Origin of the sequence: Streptomyces sp. ASQP_92, from assembly GCF_025399895.1 — a bacterium.
Classification (GTDB): domain Bacteria; phylum Actinomycetota; class Actinomycetes; order Streptomycetales; family Streptomycetaceae; genus Streptomyces.
The window spans coordinates 152,477-165,839 of record NZ_JAODUA010000001.1 but is presented as its reverse complement, the minus strand read 5'-3'; the positions used below and the strand labels follow the sequence as shown (position 1 = coordinate 165,839).

General features: G+C 70.8%; 14 protein-coding genes, 1 tRNA gene, 1 pseudogene and 1 riboswitch. Of the genes and pseudogenes, 6 read left to right on the top strand and 10 right to left on the bottom strand.

Translation table 11 applies throughout. The annotated features are described in order from the left end of the window. Window positions 1-277 precede the first annotated feature (277 nt). Entirely contained in the window at window positions 278-583 is a 306-nt protein-coding gene (locus tag N4G70_RS00755) for a hypothetical protein (RefSeq protein ID WP_261710381.1), read from the top strand. A gap of 357 nt (window positions 584-940) precedes the next feature. Here the strand turns inward: N4G70_RS00755 and N4G70_RS00750 are convergent, their stop codons facing one another. From N4G70_RS00750 to N4G70_RS00730, 5 genes are all read right to left on the bottom strand, one after another. Then, window positions 941-2,281: a DUF445 domain-containing protein gene (locus tag N4G70_RS00750; RefSeq protein ID WP_261710380.1), complete on the bottom strand. Its 1,341-nt coding sequence runs from the start codon at window positions 2,279-2,281 to the stop codon at window positions 941-943. A gap of 167 nt (window positions 2,282-2,448) precedes the next feature. Continuing rightward, on the bottom strand, window positions 2,449-3,126 hold the full coding sequence (locus N4G70_RS00745) for a DUF1707 domain-containing protein (RefSeq protein ID WP_261711320.1): 678 nt from the start codon (window positions 3,124-3,126) through the stop codon (window positions 2,449-2,451). 61 nt (window positions 3,127-3,187) lie between these two features. Continuing rightward, on the bottom strand, window positions 3,188-4,159 hold the full coding sequence (locus tag N4G70_RS00740) for an ATP-binding cassette domain-containing protein (protein ID WP_261710379.1): 972 nt from the start codon (window positions 4,157-4,159) through the stop codon (window positions 3,188-3,190). A 59-nt stretch (window positions 4,160-4,218) separates the two neighbouring features. Beyond that, the gene (locus N4G70_RS00735) at window positions 4,219-4,995 is read right to left on the bottom strand and encodes an ABC transporter permease (RefSeq protein ID WP_315904225.1); all 777 of its coding nucleotides are present in this window, start codon (window positions 4,993-4,995) and stop codon (window positions 4,219-4,221) included. A 134-nt stretch (window positions 4,996-5,129) separates the two neighbouring features. Then, complete coding sequence (locus N4G70_RS00730) at window positions 5,130-5,930, bottom strand: ABC-2 family transporter protein (protein ID WP_261710377.1); 801 nt, start codon at window positions 5,928-5,930, stop codon at window positions 5,130-5,132. Window positions 5,931-6,088: 158 nt separating this feature from the next. Between N4G70_RS00730 and N4G70_RS00725 the strand changes: the two genes are divergently transcribed. Continuing rightward, entirely contained in the window at window positions 6,089-8,725 is a 2,637-nt protein-coding gene (locus tag N4G70_RS00725; RefSeq protein WP_261710376.1) for a transglycosylase domain-containing protein, read from the top strand. Window positions 8,726-8,789: 64 nt separating this feature from the next. On the opposite strand, the gene N4G70_RS00720 is transcribed toward N4G70_RS00725, so the two are convergent. The 3 genes from N4G70_RS00720 to N4G70_RS00710 all read right to left on the bottom strand — a co-directional run bounded on the left by N4G70_RS00720 (window position 8,790) and on the right by N4G70_RS00710 (window position 9,971). Continuing rightward, entirely contained in the window at window positions 8,790-9,110 is a 321-nt protein-coding gene (locus N4G70_RS00720; RefSeq protein ID WP_261710375.1) for a multidrug efflux SMR transporter, read from the bottom strand. A gap of 30 nt (window positions 9,111-9,140) precedes the next feature. Then, window positions 9,141-9,211, bottom strand: a riboswitch (guanidine-III (ykkC-III) riboswitch). Between the two features lie 59 nt (window positions 9,212-9,270). Then, on the bottom strand, window positions 9,271-9,606 hold the full coding sequence (locus N4G70_RS00715; protein WP_261710374.1) for a co-chaperone GroES: 336 nt from the start codon (window positions 9,604-9,606) through the stop codon (window positions 9,271-9,273). A 44-nt stretch (window positions 9,607-9,650) separates the two neighbouring features. Next, window positions 9,651-9,971, bottom strand: coding sequence for a DUF3618 domain-containing protein (locus N4G70_RS00710; protein WP_261710373.1), 321 nt, complete (start codon window positions 9,969-9,971; stop codon window positions 9,651-9,653). Between the two features lie 136 nt (window positions 9,972-10,107). On the opposite strand from N4G70_RS00710, the gene bcp reads away from it, so the two are divergent. From bcp to N4G70_RS00690, 4 genes and pseudogenes are all read left to right on the top strand, one after another. Further along, window positions 10,108-10,575, top strand: coding sequence for a thioredoxin-dependent thiol peroxidase (gene bcp, locus N4G70_RS00705; protein ID WP_261710372.1), 468 nt, complete (start codon window positions 10,108-10,110; stop codon window positions 10,573-10,575). A gap of 152 nt (window positions 10,576-10,727) precedes the next feature. Next, a pseudogene (locus tag N4G70_RS00700) lies at window positions 10,728-11,400 on the top strand (HNH endonuclease signature motif containing protein). Continuing rightward, window positions 11,397-12,062: an HNH endonuclease signature motif containing protein gene (locus tag N4G70_RS00695; RefSeq protein ID WP_261710371.1), complete on the top strand. Its 666-nt coding sequence runs from the start codon at window positions 11,397-11,399 to the stop codon at window positions 12,060-12,062. Before N4G70_RS00700 ends, N4G70_RS00695 begins: the two are co-directional and overlap by 4 nt. A gap of 49 nt (window positions 12,063-12,111) precedes the next feature. Beyond that, a tRNA-Leu gene (locus tag N4G70_RS00690) sits at window positions 12,112-12,200 on the top strand. A gap of 42 nt (window positions 12,201-12,242) precedes the next feature. Here N4G70_RS00690 and rdgB read toward each other — a convergent pair. Together rdgB and N4G70_RS00680 are read right to left on the bottom strand one after the other, a co-directional pair. Then, a complete protein-coding gene (rdgB, locus tag N4G70_RS00685; RefSeq protein WP_261710370.1) occupies window positions 12,243-12,845 on the bottom strand; it encodes an RdgB/HAM1 family non-canonical purine NTP pyrophosphatase in 603 nt (200 codons plus the stop codon). A 63-nt stretch (window positions 12,846-12,908) separates the two neighbouring features. Then, window positions 12,909-13,283, bottom strand: a complete 375-nt coding sequence (locus N4G70_RS00680; RefSeq protein ID WP_261710369.1) for a hypothetical protein — start codon at window positions 13,281-13,283, stop codon at window positions 12,909-12,911. Window positions 13,284-13,363 lie beyond the last annotated feature (80 nt).

Below are 13,363 nucleotides of genomic sequence, written 5' to 3'. Positions count from 1 at the left end.
ACTGATCAAGTTCCGAAATCCGTAAGCCTGTTGGCGCCGTTGGAGTGTCCAAACCAGTGCCGGAGGCCGTTGGATGTCCACCACAGCCACCCGTCGGCGCCAGCTCGGTACGCCCCTAGGCAAACTGCGAGCCCGCAAGGGTACGCCTCAGGAGGACGCCGGCCGCCTCGTCGGCGCCTCAAAGGCCACAGTCAGTTCGCGCGCAGCCCGGGACCCCTTCCGCCCCCACAGCCCGCGCGAGCTAGCCTCGAAGAAACCGTACGACAGGAGGCAAACCATGGCGAAAGTTCCCGCGGCTGTGATCGCGGCCGGTGGGCTCATCGGGGGGTATGGGGTGGCCCGGTGGACCAAGAAGCGGCCCCTCGGTGGGGTGGCGCTTGCCGCGGCCGGGGCGGTGGCGGCTCGGCAGTGGCAGCAGGCCGCCGGGACCAAGGCGGCCGTCGGGCTGACCGGGGCCTACGTCGCCGCCTTCGCCGGGTCCCACCCGCTCGCCAAGAAGGTCGGCGCCTGGCCCTCCGTGTTCGGCGTGGCCGGCACGGTCGCCCTCGCCTCCTGGGCCGTCACCCGCAACTCAGGGCAGTAGGGCGGGGCTTGGGGGCCGTTCCCACATCGATGAGTGGGAACGGCCCCCACCCCGTATATAGGGGTGCCTCCCCACGGCAGTCGGGTGCATGGCCGCACACAGCAGGGACAGGCAGTGCGGCCATGCGTCCGGCGGGGTCGTTCCCCCGCCCGGGTCGCCCCCCAGGGCGATGGCCCGCCGCACGGTCCTGGCCGGCACGCCGGCATGGCTCACCCCGCGAGACCGGGACCCCCCGGCTACCTCAGCGCCCACCACCATCGCCCGACCCGGTAGCGAGACCCGAGCTACCTCAGAACCCGCCCCGTCGCGCGGCCCGGCAGCGAGACATGGGGCCACCCCTGGCGCCCAAGGCCCCCCCTACCCCCCCACCACATGCGACACCGTATAGATCAGCAACCCCGCCAGCGCCCCCACCACCGTGCCGTTGATGCGGATGAACTGGAGGTCGCGGCCGATGTTCGCCTCGATCTTGCGGGAGGTGTCGTTCGCGTCCCACGAGGCCACCGTGTCCGTGATCAGGGACGTGATCTCGGCGCGGTAGGTGGACACCACATACGCCGCCGCGTCCTCCAGCCAGCCGTCCAGCTTGGACTGGAGGCGGGGGTCGGTCGAGAGGCGGGTGCCCAGGGAGAGCAGGGACGCCCTTGCGCGCAGGCGCAGTTCGCTGTGGTCGTCCTCCGCCGCCGCGATGATCATCGAGCGTACGGCGGACCACGCCGAGGCGATGATGTCCTGCACCTCGGGGCGCGCCAGTATCTCCGACTTGAAGCGCTCCACCCTCAGCCGGGTCTCCGAGTCGCACTGGAGGTCCGCCGCGAAGTCCGCCAGGAAGCGGTCCAGGGCGCCACGCGCCGGATGGGCCGGCATGTCGCGCATCTCGGTCACGAAGCGCAGGAGCTCCCGGTAGACGCGCTCCCCCACCTTGCGGTCCACGAAGCGCGGGGTCCAGCCGGGGGCGCCGCCCTGAACCGCGTCCATCACCGAGTCGCCGTGCAGCACCAGCCAGTCGTGGGCGCGTACACACACCAGGTCGACGGCCTTGCGGTGGCTGCCGTCCGCGACGATCTTCTCCAGCGCCTTGCCGAGGCCCGGCGCTATCTCCGCCGCGTCCGCCCGGCGGGTGATCGCCTCGCCCACCACCGCCTGCACGTCGGCGTCCCGCAGCACCGTCAGCGCCCCGCGCAACGCCGTGGCCAGCTCCGATGTGACCCTGTCCGCGTGCTCGGGCGCCGCGAGCCAGGTGCCGAGACGGCGGCCGATGCCGAGGGCCTGGAGACGGGTGCGGACGACGTCGGTCGACAGGAAGTTCTCACCCACGAACGTGCCGAGCGAGGCCCCGAACTGGTCCTTCTTGTTCTGGATGATCGCCGTGTGCGGGATCGGCAGGCCCAGGGGCCGGCGGAACAGGGCCGTCACCGCGAACCAGTCGGCCAGCGCGCCCACCATGCCCGCCTCGGCGGCCGCCGCCACATACCCCGCCCAGGCGCCCGCGCCCGAGCGGTCCGCCCACGTGGCAAGGCCGAAGACGATCGCGACCAGGAGCAGCAGCCCGGTCGCGGTGGCCTTCATGCGGCGCACACCGCGCCGCTTCTCCTCGTCCGCCGCCGTGTAGGCGAAGGGGGACGAGCGGGGCGTGCGCGCGGACCCGTCCGGCGCGAGCGCCACCTCGGCGTCCGGCCCCGTCCTCGTACGTTCCATTGGCTCCACCTGTCCGCGCGTACCCACGCCCCGATCGTTCACGACCCCGTACGGCCGACCCGCCGGTCACGGCCCCTTCCGTACGACCTCTACAGGAAGTACTCACGGCGTGCCCGTTCAGTTCCCGTGCGCGCGTACGACCACTCGTTCGCGTGACCGAGCCGGGCCTACCCCAGCTCCTTGCGCCCCTTGCCCTCCAGCCGCTCCCGCCGCTCCCGCTCCCGCTCCGCCCGCAGCCGCTCCCTCTGCGCCTTTCTCGGCTTGCGGTCCACTCCGATGCCGCCGAGCAGGGCGAACGCCACAATCGTGACGTGGGGGGAGCCCGGTGTGCCCTCGCCGTTGGCCTTCGAGCCGCCCACCGCGCCCATGACTCCGAAGCCCTTGACCTGGACGTGGAGCTCCGGCGGTACGGTCACGCCGATGCCGCCCATGATCGTGAAGACGCGCAGCACCGTCTCGCGGGCCTCGAAGCGGGCCTCGCGCAGGTCGATGTCGCCGCCGCCCCACATCGCGAACGCGGTGAATTTCCTGGCCACCGTCCAGGTGCCCTTGCGGCTGAAGCCGCCCCACAGGGCGAAGCCTCCTTTGGAGGTGGGCGGGTGGCCGATGCGCGCGGGCCAGTGCACCTCGGCCTCGTCCTCCGGGCGGCGGGCGGAGCGAGCCGCGGGGCCCGGTGTGCCCGGGGCGGGCAGGTCGCGGACGAGCGGCTCCAACTCCCCGTGCGTACGCGCCGTGTAGGCCGCCTCCAGGCGCTGCTCGAACTCGTCCATGTCGAGGCGCCCCTCGGCCAGGGCGTCCCTCAGCGACTCGGCGACCCGCTCCCGCTCGGCGTCCGATGCGCGCATCTCCGGCGCCCCACCCCTAGGTTCACTCGTCATGGCGTGAAGCCTAGTGAAGGCCTCCCCCTTAAAGGCCGCGCCCCTCGTACATTCGCGCGATGACGGCCTCGATGTCCGGCTCGCGCACCGAGAGATCCACCAGCGGATACGCCCGCGCGATGTGCGCGACCAGCGGCGCGGCCGACGCGGACGCCGGGAAGGCGAGCCACTGGCGAGGCCCCTCCACCTTCACCACCCGGGCGCCTTCGACCTCCACCGGCGGGAGTTCGCGCTCCAGATCGACCACCAGGGTGCGTTCGCTCTCGCCCGCCTCGTGCAGACCGGCGAGCGCCCCGTCGTACATCAGCCGCCCCTGGTCGATGACCATCACGCGCCGGCAGAGCTGCTCGATGTCGGTCAGGTCGTGGGTGGTCAGCAGGATGGTGGTGGCGCGCTCGGTGTTCAGCTCGCGCAGGAACTCACGCACCTTCGCCTTGCTGATGACGTCGAGGCCGATCGTCGGCTCGTCGAGGTACAGGACGTCCGGATCGTGCAGCAGGGCCGCCGCGATGTCCCCGCGCATCCGCTGCCCCAGGGAGAGTTGGCGTACGGGGACGTCCAACAGGGCCTTCAGGTCGAGGAGTTCGACGCAGCGGTCCAGGTTCTCGCGGAAGCGCGCGTCCGGGATGCGGTACATCCGGTGGGCCAGCCGATAGGAGTCGTACAGCGGCAGGTCCCACCACAGGGTGGTGCGCTGGCCGAACACCACCCCGATGCGCTGGGCGAGCCGGGTGCGCTCGCGCGAGGGGTCGAGGCCAGCGACCCGCAGACGGCCCGCGCTCGGCGTGAGGATGCCCGTCAGCATCTTGATGGTGGTGGACTTTCCGGCGCCGTTCGGGCCGATGTAGCCCACCATCTCCCCGCGCGGCACCCGGAAGCTGATCCCGTCCACCGCCCTGACCTGCCGCTTCTCGCGACGCAGCCGTCCCGTCTTGCGGCGTACGTCGAAGACCTTCTCCACGCCGTCGAGTTCGATCAGACCGTGGTCCGGGCCTGTCACGTCAACTCCCTTGTCCGTCATACGAGTTGGAGCTCATGCGTTCGAGTGGGAGCCGAGTGTCAGCTCCCTGTGCTGCGGTACGAACGGAGCCCTGTCCGCCACGCGCGGCCCGACAGTGCCAGACAGACCGCCGCGACCAGCGGGGGCGCGAAGGCGAGCCAGGTCGGCAGGTCCAGCGGGTAGGGGCGGCCCAGGATGTACAGCGCGGGCAGCCAGTTCACGAAGGCCAGCGGCAGGATGTAGGTGACCCCGCGCACCATGTCCTTGGCGAACACCGTCGGCGGATACTGGAGCAGCGTCTGGCCGCCGTAGGTGAACGCGCTCTGCACCTCGGCCGCGTCCTGCGCCCAGAACTGGAACGCCGCGCCCGCCACGAACACCGCGCAGAAGATCGCGGTGCCGCTGAGCAGCATCACCGGCACGAGCAGCGCCTTCACGACCGTCCAGTGCACGTCCAGGGCCGCCACCGAACCGGCCAGCACCATGAGGCCCTGGAGGAGACGGCCCAGGCGCTGAAGGCCGAAGCGGTCGGCCGCGACCTGCGCCAGCACCGGCGCCGGGCGCACGAGCAGCGTGTCGAGCGTGCCGTCGCGCACCCGCGCGCCCAGCTTGTCGATCGAGCCGAGCAGCGCGTTCGCGAGCCCGAACGCCGTCGTCGACGTGCCGTACAGGAAGGCCACCTCGGCGAAGGAGTAACCGCCGAGCGAGCGGACCTGCGAGAACATCAGGACGATCACGACGAAGTCGAAGGCCGTCACCAGGAAGTTGCCGACCAGCATCATCACGAACGACGCCCGATAGGCGAGTGTGGAGCGGATCCACATCCCGGCGATCATCGTGTACGTGGCCCACACGCCCAGCGGCGCCCGCCGTCCCGTCCCCGGCTCAGCCACCGTCCACCACCCTCCCGCGTACCGCCATGGCGTACGGGGCCCACACACCCGGCCGTGTACGCCGTCCCGCCCCCGGCTCAGCCACCCTGAACCACCACCCTGCGTACCGCCGCCGACTGGAGCAGCCGGCCCGCACCGAGCAGCACCGCCGCCCAGCCGAGCTGGAACCCGTAGGCGCCGAGCAGGCCCCAGCCGTGGTGGCGGCCCAGCAGGACGTCCACCGGGATCTGGAGCAGCGAGGACCACGGCAGGGCGCGGGCCACCTCGCCGAGCAGACCGGGGAAGGCGTTGAGGGGCAGCAGCATCCCGGAGAAGAACAGGCCCGCGATCGAGACCAGCGCGGAGACGCCGGCCCCGTCGAGCAGCCAGAACGCCGAGAGCGCCACCAAAAAGCGCAGCGCGAAACTCACCACCACACCGAACAGGACCGCGAGGAGGAAGGCGAGCCACGTTCCCGGGTTCGCGGGCAGCGCGAGATCGAAGAACAGCGCGCCGAAGGCGAGCGGCACCGCACCGCGCCCCAGGAAGTGGAAGAGCGCCCGGCCCAGATCGGCCGACAGCCACCACAGCTGGAGGTCGGCCGGACGGTAGAGGTCGATCGCGATGTCACCCGTACGGATGCGTTCCACCAACTCGTCCGCGAAGCCGCCGCCGAACAGATTCACCGTCATCAGCATGGCCTGGCTGACCCACACATAGGTGAGGGCCTGGGACTGGTCGTAACCACCGAGGTTGGGGCGCTGGTCCCACAGGGCTATATAGGTGTACGCCACGATCACGCCGAAGACCGTGTTGGTGAACACTCCGGCCGCGGTGGCGACCCGGTACGTCGTATAGCGCCGGAACCCACCCGCCGCCACGACCCCGTACAGCCGCACGAACGCCCTCCCGCCGTCGACACCGAAGCGCGGGAGCCTAGCCCAGCCGCACGGCCCTTCGCGACGGAATTTCCGTGACGCGGCATGCAATATGTCCTTACAGCGTGGATCACCCCATACGTTCCGCACACGACCCGAGATGCGACGGCCGGAGAGACATGAGCGACGACGAGCAGCCGGAGCCCCCCGAGCCCAGGCGCGAGGCGCCGCGGCAATGGGCCCCCCGGGATCGCACGGCCGACTCCGGCGGGACCGACGACCCCGGCCGGTCCCAGGGCTCCGGCCCCGGCGAGCCCAGGGGCCCCGGCCCAGGCGCCGATGACCCGGGCGCCGGTGAGCCCACCGGTCAAGGGGCATCCGCCGGGGCGGCCGCCGAGCAGGAAGCGGCGTCCGGCCGGAAGCGGCCCCGGCGCACCGGATGGCGCCGCTTCGTACCGCGCTGGCGCCTCGTGCTCGGCCTGTTCCTGTTCTGCGCGCTGCTGCTCATCGGCGGATTCGTCGCCGGGTACATGCTCGTGTCCATCCCCGCCGCCAACGCCGGGGCGACCGCCCAGTCCAACGTCTTCCTGTACGCCGACGGCAGCCAGCTCGCCTCGGACGGCGAGGTCAACCGCGAGAACATCCAGCTCGCCCAGGTCCCGCTCACCGTGCAGCACGCCGTACTCGCCGCGGAAGACCGGGACTTCTACTCCGAGCGCGCCGTCGACCCCAAGGCCATGGTGCGCGCCGCCTGGAACACCCTCACCGGCAAGGGCACCCAGGGCGGCTCCACCATCACCCAGCAGTACGTCAAGAACTACTACCTCGGCCAGGAACAGACCGTCACCCGCAAGGTGAAGGAGTTCTTCATCGCGATCAAGCTCAATCGCGAACAGAGCAAGGACGACATCCTCGCCGGTTACCTCAACACCAGCTACTTCGGCCGCAACGCCTACGGCATCCAGGCCGCCTCCCAGGCGTACTACGGCAAGAACGTCGAGAAGCTCACCACCGGCGAAGGCGCCTACCTCGCCTCCCTGCTCAACTCCCCCAGCGCGTACGACGTCATCGCCCACCCCCAGAACAAGCCGCGCGCGCTGGCCCGCTGGAACTACGTCCTGGACGGCATGGTCAAGAAGAAGTGGCTCAGCGCCACCGAGCGGGCCGCGACCACCTTCCCCGTCCCCGGCAAGGCCAAGACCCGGGCCGGCCTCGCCGGCCAGCGCGGCTACCTCGTCGAAGCGGTCAAGGACTACCTCACCAGCAACAAGATCATCGACGAGAACACCCTGGCCACCGGCGGCTATCGCATCACCACCACCATCCAGAAGGACAAGCAGGACGCCTTCGTCAAGGCCGTCGACGACAAGGTCAACTCCAAGCTGAGCAGCGTCCGCAAGGCCGACCGCAACGTACGCGTCGGCGGTGCCTCCATCGACCCGGCCACCGGCAAGGTCCTCGCGATGTACGGAGGCATCGACTACACCAAGCAGTACGTCAACAACGCCACCCGGCGCGACTTCCAAGTGGGCTCCACCTTCAAGCCGTTCGTCTTCACCTCGGCGGTCGTCAACGACTCCAGGACGCAGGACGGCCGCCCCATCACCCCCAACACCGTCTACGACGGCACCAACAAGCGCACCGTGCAGGGCTGGAAGGGCACCCCCTACAACCCCGCCAACGAGGACGACGCCTCCTACGGACAGATCACCGTCCGCACCGCCACCGACAAGTCCGTCAACGCCGTGTACGCGCAGATGGCCGTCGACGTCGGGCCCAGCAAGGTCAAGCAGACCGCGATCGACCTCGGCATCCCCGCCGACACCCCCGACCTCACCGCGTCCCCCTCGATCGCGCTCGGCCCCTCCACCGCGAGCGTCCTCGACATGACGCAGGCGTACGCCACCCTCGCGGGCCACGGCCGACACGGCACGTACACGATGGTCGAATCCGTCACCAAGGACGGCGAGACAACCGAACTGCCCGCCCAGGACGCCGAACAGGCCGTCAGCCGCGAGGCCGCCGACACCACGACGTCCATGCTCCAGAGCGTCGTCGACGGCGGCACCGGCACCGCCGCACAGGCCTCCGGACGGCCCGCCGCCGGCAAGACCGGAACCGCCGAACAGGACAAGGCCGCCTGGTTCGCGGGCTACACCCCGGACCTGGCCACCGTCGTCGCCGTGATGGGCGCCGACCCCGACACCGCCGTACAGCAACCCCTGTACGGGGCACTGGGCCTGCCCCGCATGAACGGCGGCGGCCCGCCCGCGCAGATCTGGGCCCAGTACACCAAGGGCGCCCTCCAGGGCAGCGAGGCCAAGGACTTCGACCTGGAACTCCAGGAAGGCGCCAACACCCCCGTCGAACCCCCCACGCCCAACCCCTTCCAGTCCCCCACCCCCGGCCGCGACCAGGGCCAGACACAGGGCCAGGACCAAGGCCAGACCCAAGGGCAGGACCAGGGTCGGACCGGCGGACGCGACCAAGGGCAGACCCAGGGCCAGAACCAGGGTCGCACCCAAGGCCAGAACCAGGGCCAGACGGGCGGACGCAACCAGGGCCAGACCCAGGGGCAGGACCAGGGCCAGACCCAGGGCGGCGCCGACAACGGCGGCACCGTCAACGGCGGCCAGAACCAAGGCCCCACCCAAGGCCAGACACAAGGCCAGACGCAGGGACAGACCCAGGGGCAGGACCAGGGCCAGACCCAGGGCGGCGCCGACAACGCCGGCACCAACGCCGGCACGGTCGAAGGGACGGGCGGCACCCCGAACGGCCTCGCCGACCGCCCCCGCGGCTGGCGCAGCCAATAGCGCGCCGGGCCGGGCCCGCGTCAAGCCGGGCCGGGCCCGCGTCAAAAGGCGTGGCGCTGAGCCGTCAGTGCCCGCTCGTCGCCTTCAACCCCACGACGGCGACGAGCAGCAGACACACGAAGAAGATCCGGGCGGCGGTGGCCGGCTCACCCAGCACCACCATGCCGAGCACCGCCGCACCCGCCGCGCCGATCCCCACCCACACGCCGTACGCGGTACCGATCGGCAGCGACTTGGCGGCCTGCGACAGCAGCACCATGGAAGCGACGATCCCCAACCCCGTGAGCACACTGGGCAGCGGGCGGGTAAAACCGTCGGTGTACTTCATCCCGATCGACCAGCCCACTTCGAGCAGACCGGCGACGACGAGCAGAACCCAGGCCATGAGGACCTCCGAGACGCGGAACGGAACACGGGTGCGTCGTCTTGTCCTGACCCGGTACGACGCGTCTCGTCGGGGTCCCTCCACCGTAACAAAGGGCATGCGAAAGGGCCGGTGACAACGGTCACCGGCCCTCGCACAGGCCCAGCCGCCTACCGGCCCACTACAGGTACAGCCCGGTCGCGTCCTCGGAGACCCGCTCGGAGGCCACCGCGTGCAGATCGCGCTCCCGCATCAGGACGTACGCCACGCCCCGCACCTCGACCTCGGCACGGTCCTCGGGGTCGTACAGGACCCGGTCGCCCGGCACCACGGTGCGCACGTTCTGGCCCACCGCGACCACCTCCGCCCAGGCCAGCCGTTTACCGACGGCGGCGGTCGCCGGAATCAGGATGCCGCCGCCCGAACGCCGCTCGCCCTCGGGCGTGTCTGACCGGACCAGCACACGGTCGTGCAGCATCCGGATGGGCAGCTTGTCGTCGTGGGTGTTCTCGCTCACGGGGTCGAACCTACCCGCACCCGCGCCGGCCGTACGCCGAAGGGTCAGGCCCGGCGCTTCCTCGCCGACAGGGCCAGCAGCCCCACAAGCCCCACCGCGACGAGCGCGACCGGCACGATCCGCTCCACCCGGGGCGCCCCCTCGTCGGACACGAACTGCGCCTTCACATCGCTCACCGTGCGGTTCACCGCGACGTACGCGCGCCCGGCCGTGTGGTCCACGGCCGAGGCGAACCTGGCCTTCGCGTCGCCGACGATCGTGGACGGGTGCAACCGCACCCCGATCTCGTCGAGGGTCACCGCGAGCTGGTCCCGCCGGCTCCTGATGTCCGCCTCGATCTGCGCAGGGGTCCTGGCATCCGACACTGCGCCGCCTCCGGTGGTCGTATGGGGTCATCCGTCATCCACAGTCTGTCAGTTCCGCCGCTCATGCACTGTCACAGGCCCCCATTAGGCTCTGTCGGTGTACGCCACCCCCTCGGCCACTCCGGAGGAAACCCCCATGAGCGAGCGACTTCAGCCCGGCGACACCGCCCCCGCCTTCACCCTGCCCGACGCCGACGGCAACGAGGTCTCGCTCGCCGCGTACCAGGGCCGCAAGGTCATCGTGTACTTCTACCCCGCCGCCCTCACCCCCGGCTGCACCAAGCAGGCCTGCGACTTCACGGACAACCTGGAACTCCTCGCGGCCGCGGGTTACGACGTGGTGGGCGTCTCCCCCGACAAGCCGGAGAAGCTCGCGAAGTTCCGCGAGAAGGAGTCCCTGAAGGTCACGCTGGTGGGCGACCCCTCCAAGGAGGTCCTGGAGGCGTACGGGGCGTACGGCGAGAAGAAGCTGTACGGCAAGACGGTGACGGGGGTCATCCGCTCGACGGTGGTCGTGGACGAGGCGGGGAAGGTGGAGCGGGCCCTGTACAACGTCAAGGCGACGGGCCATGTCGCCAAGATCATCAAGGACCTGGGCGTCTGAGTTCCCTCCCGCCCCCCTTCTGAACGGCCCGCGCCCCCTGGAATCCGCCCTCCAACCGGCGCGGGCCGTTCCGCATGTCGGGGGTGACTGTCCGGAATCCGGTTCGTTACTCCGTACGGGGCTGCGAACGCGTGGCCGGGACGGAGGGGATCGTGGGCACGAGCCCGTACACCCGGGAGAGGCTGGCCGACGCGGCCGCCTCCTCCCGCACCTTGTCGGAGGCACTGACCAGGCTGGGGGTCGACCCAAAGGGCGGGTCGCGGCGGTACATACGCGAGCGGATGCGGAAGCTGGGCATAGGCACCGCCCACTTCGAACGCGAGGGGGCCCGGTGGACGCGGGAGGTTCTCGAGCCGGTGGACGCGGGAGGTTCTCGAGCCGGTGGTCGCGGCTTCGACGAGCGTGTGCGAGGTGCTCAGGCGGCTGGGGCTCGAAGTGGTCGGTGGTCATCACACGCACATCAGCCGCCGCATCGAGGCGTACGGCATCGACACTTCGCACTTCAGACCTCCCTCGCGCGCCGGCGAGACCCGGCGACGACAGCCCGGAGCGTTGCTCGTCGAACAGGACCCGGCCACGGCACGACGGATCCCGAGTGACCGCCTCAGGCGCGCGATGGCAGTCATGGAGGTCCCGGAGCAGTGCGCGGTGTGCGGCACCGAACCGACCTGGCGAGGCCGTCCGCTCCCCCTCGAAGTCGATCACGTCGACGGTGACTGGCGGAACAACCGGATCGGCAATCTGCGCTTCCTCTGCCCCAACTGCCATTCCACAACGGACAGTTACCGTGGCCGAGGCAAAGTCAGGCACGGGGGTGCGAGGTGAGCGCGGCTCCGCGTTACCCGCGCGAACGGCTCGTCGAGGCGGCGCGCATGTGTGGGGACATCGACGAGGTCCTCATGTTCTTCGGCGCCCCGCCGCACAGAGCCCTGCGTCGCTATCTTTTCAAGCGCTTCGCCCACTTCGGGATCGACGTTTCGCACTTCCGGCGCCGCGCATACCGGCGCGTGGGCGACCGCCCCCGCACGGCGGAGCTGCGCGACGCTGTGGCCGCGTCCGTGTCGCTCGCCGGCATACTCCGGCACCTCGGCAGACCGGACAGCACGCGTCAAAGGACGGCCTTGCGCGGCTGGATGGCCGAGGACGGCATCTCCACCGAGGGCCTTCTCGGGCAGGCACACCAATTGGGCAAGGTCCGCACCGACCGGCGCAAAAGCGCCGAGGACGTACTGCGCAAGCACGACGCCAAGCGCCGCACGAAGACCGTCCACCTGCGCCGAGCGCTGGGCGACATCGGCCTCCCCGAGCGGTGTGACGGGTGCGGTACCGGGCCGCAATGGCTGGGCAGGCCCATGACCCTGGAGGTGGACCACATCAACGGCGACTGGAGCGACGACAGGCGCGAGAACCTGCGGTTGCTCTGCCCCAACTGCCACGCGGTCACCAGCACCTGGTGCCGGGGCGGCCGGCGCGGCAGGGCCCGATAGGAACGCCCGCACCGAATGAGCCGCTTGCCGGTACCATGGCAGGCGGCTGGCGGCCGTTGCTGAATTGGTATAAGCGGAGGTTTTAGGTGCCTCTGGGCGTTATCGCCCATGTGGGTTCGAGTCCCATCGGCCGCACCACATCGAAAGGGCGCCCCGGACCACGGGCGCCCTTTCGGCTACCTACCCCACCAGCTCCCGCACCACCGGCACCAACGCCCGGAACGCCTGCCCGCGGTGGCTGATGGCGTTCTTTTCGGCGGGGGACAGTTCCGCGCAGGTGCGCCTCTCGCCGTCGGGCTGGAGGATCGGGTCGTAGCCGAAGCCGCCCGTGCCCGCGGGGGTGTGGCGCAGGGTGCCTCGGAGGCGGCCTTCGACGACGCGTTCGGTGCCGTCGGGCAGGGCGAGGGCGGCGGCGCAGGCGAAGTGGGCGGCGCGGTGTTCGTCGGCGATGTCGGCGAGTTGGGCCAGGAGCAGGTCCAGGTTGGCGCGGTCGTCGCCGTGGGTGCCGGACCAGCGCGCGGAGAAGATGCCGGGGGCGCCGCCCAGGACGTCGACGCAGAGGCCGGAGTCGTCGGCGACGGCGGGCAGGCCGGTGGCGCGGGCCAGGGCGTGTGCCTTGAGGAGGGCGTTCTCGGCGAAGGTGACGCCGGTTTCCTTGACGTCGGGGATCTCGGGGTAGGCGTCGGCGCCCACGAGTTCGTGGGGGAGGCCGGCCGCGGCGAGGATGGCGTGGAGCTCGGTGACTTTGCCGGCGTTGCGGGTGGCGAGGATCAGGCGGGTCATGCCCCCCAGTATCGGGGGGCGGGCGCGGGCCGGCGGCTCGGGATGGTGGCCCGGGCCCGTGGTTCAGGGCGTGCAGACCTTGCCGACTTCTTTGGCCGCGTCGGTGACGCCGGTGATGTCGGGGGTGTTGTCGCCGTTCTTGATGGCGGTGCGGACGTTGTCGACGGCCTTGTCGAGGTCGCCGACGGCCTTGGACAGGTCGGCGTTGCCGGTCTTGTTCTTGAGGGCCGACAGTTCTTTGTCGATGTCGTCGAGCGCCTGGTCGGCCTGGGCCGGGTTGTCGGTGGCGTTGCCCACGGCCCTGCCGAGGTCGCTGACGCTGCTGCCGATGGCGTCCGCGGTGTTCACGCAGTCGATGGCCTTGTCGATGGCTCCGCATCCCGCGGTGACGGTGACGGCCAGGGCCGCGGTGGCGAGGGCGAGCATGGTTCGGCGCATCGGTCGGGTCCTCCCCCAGGGGTTCCGGAAGGGTTCCGGAAGCGGCGGACGGGCGCACGGTCGGCCCGTACGCCCGTATG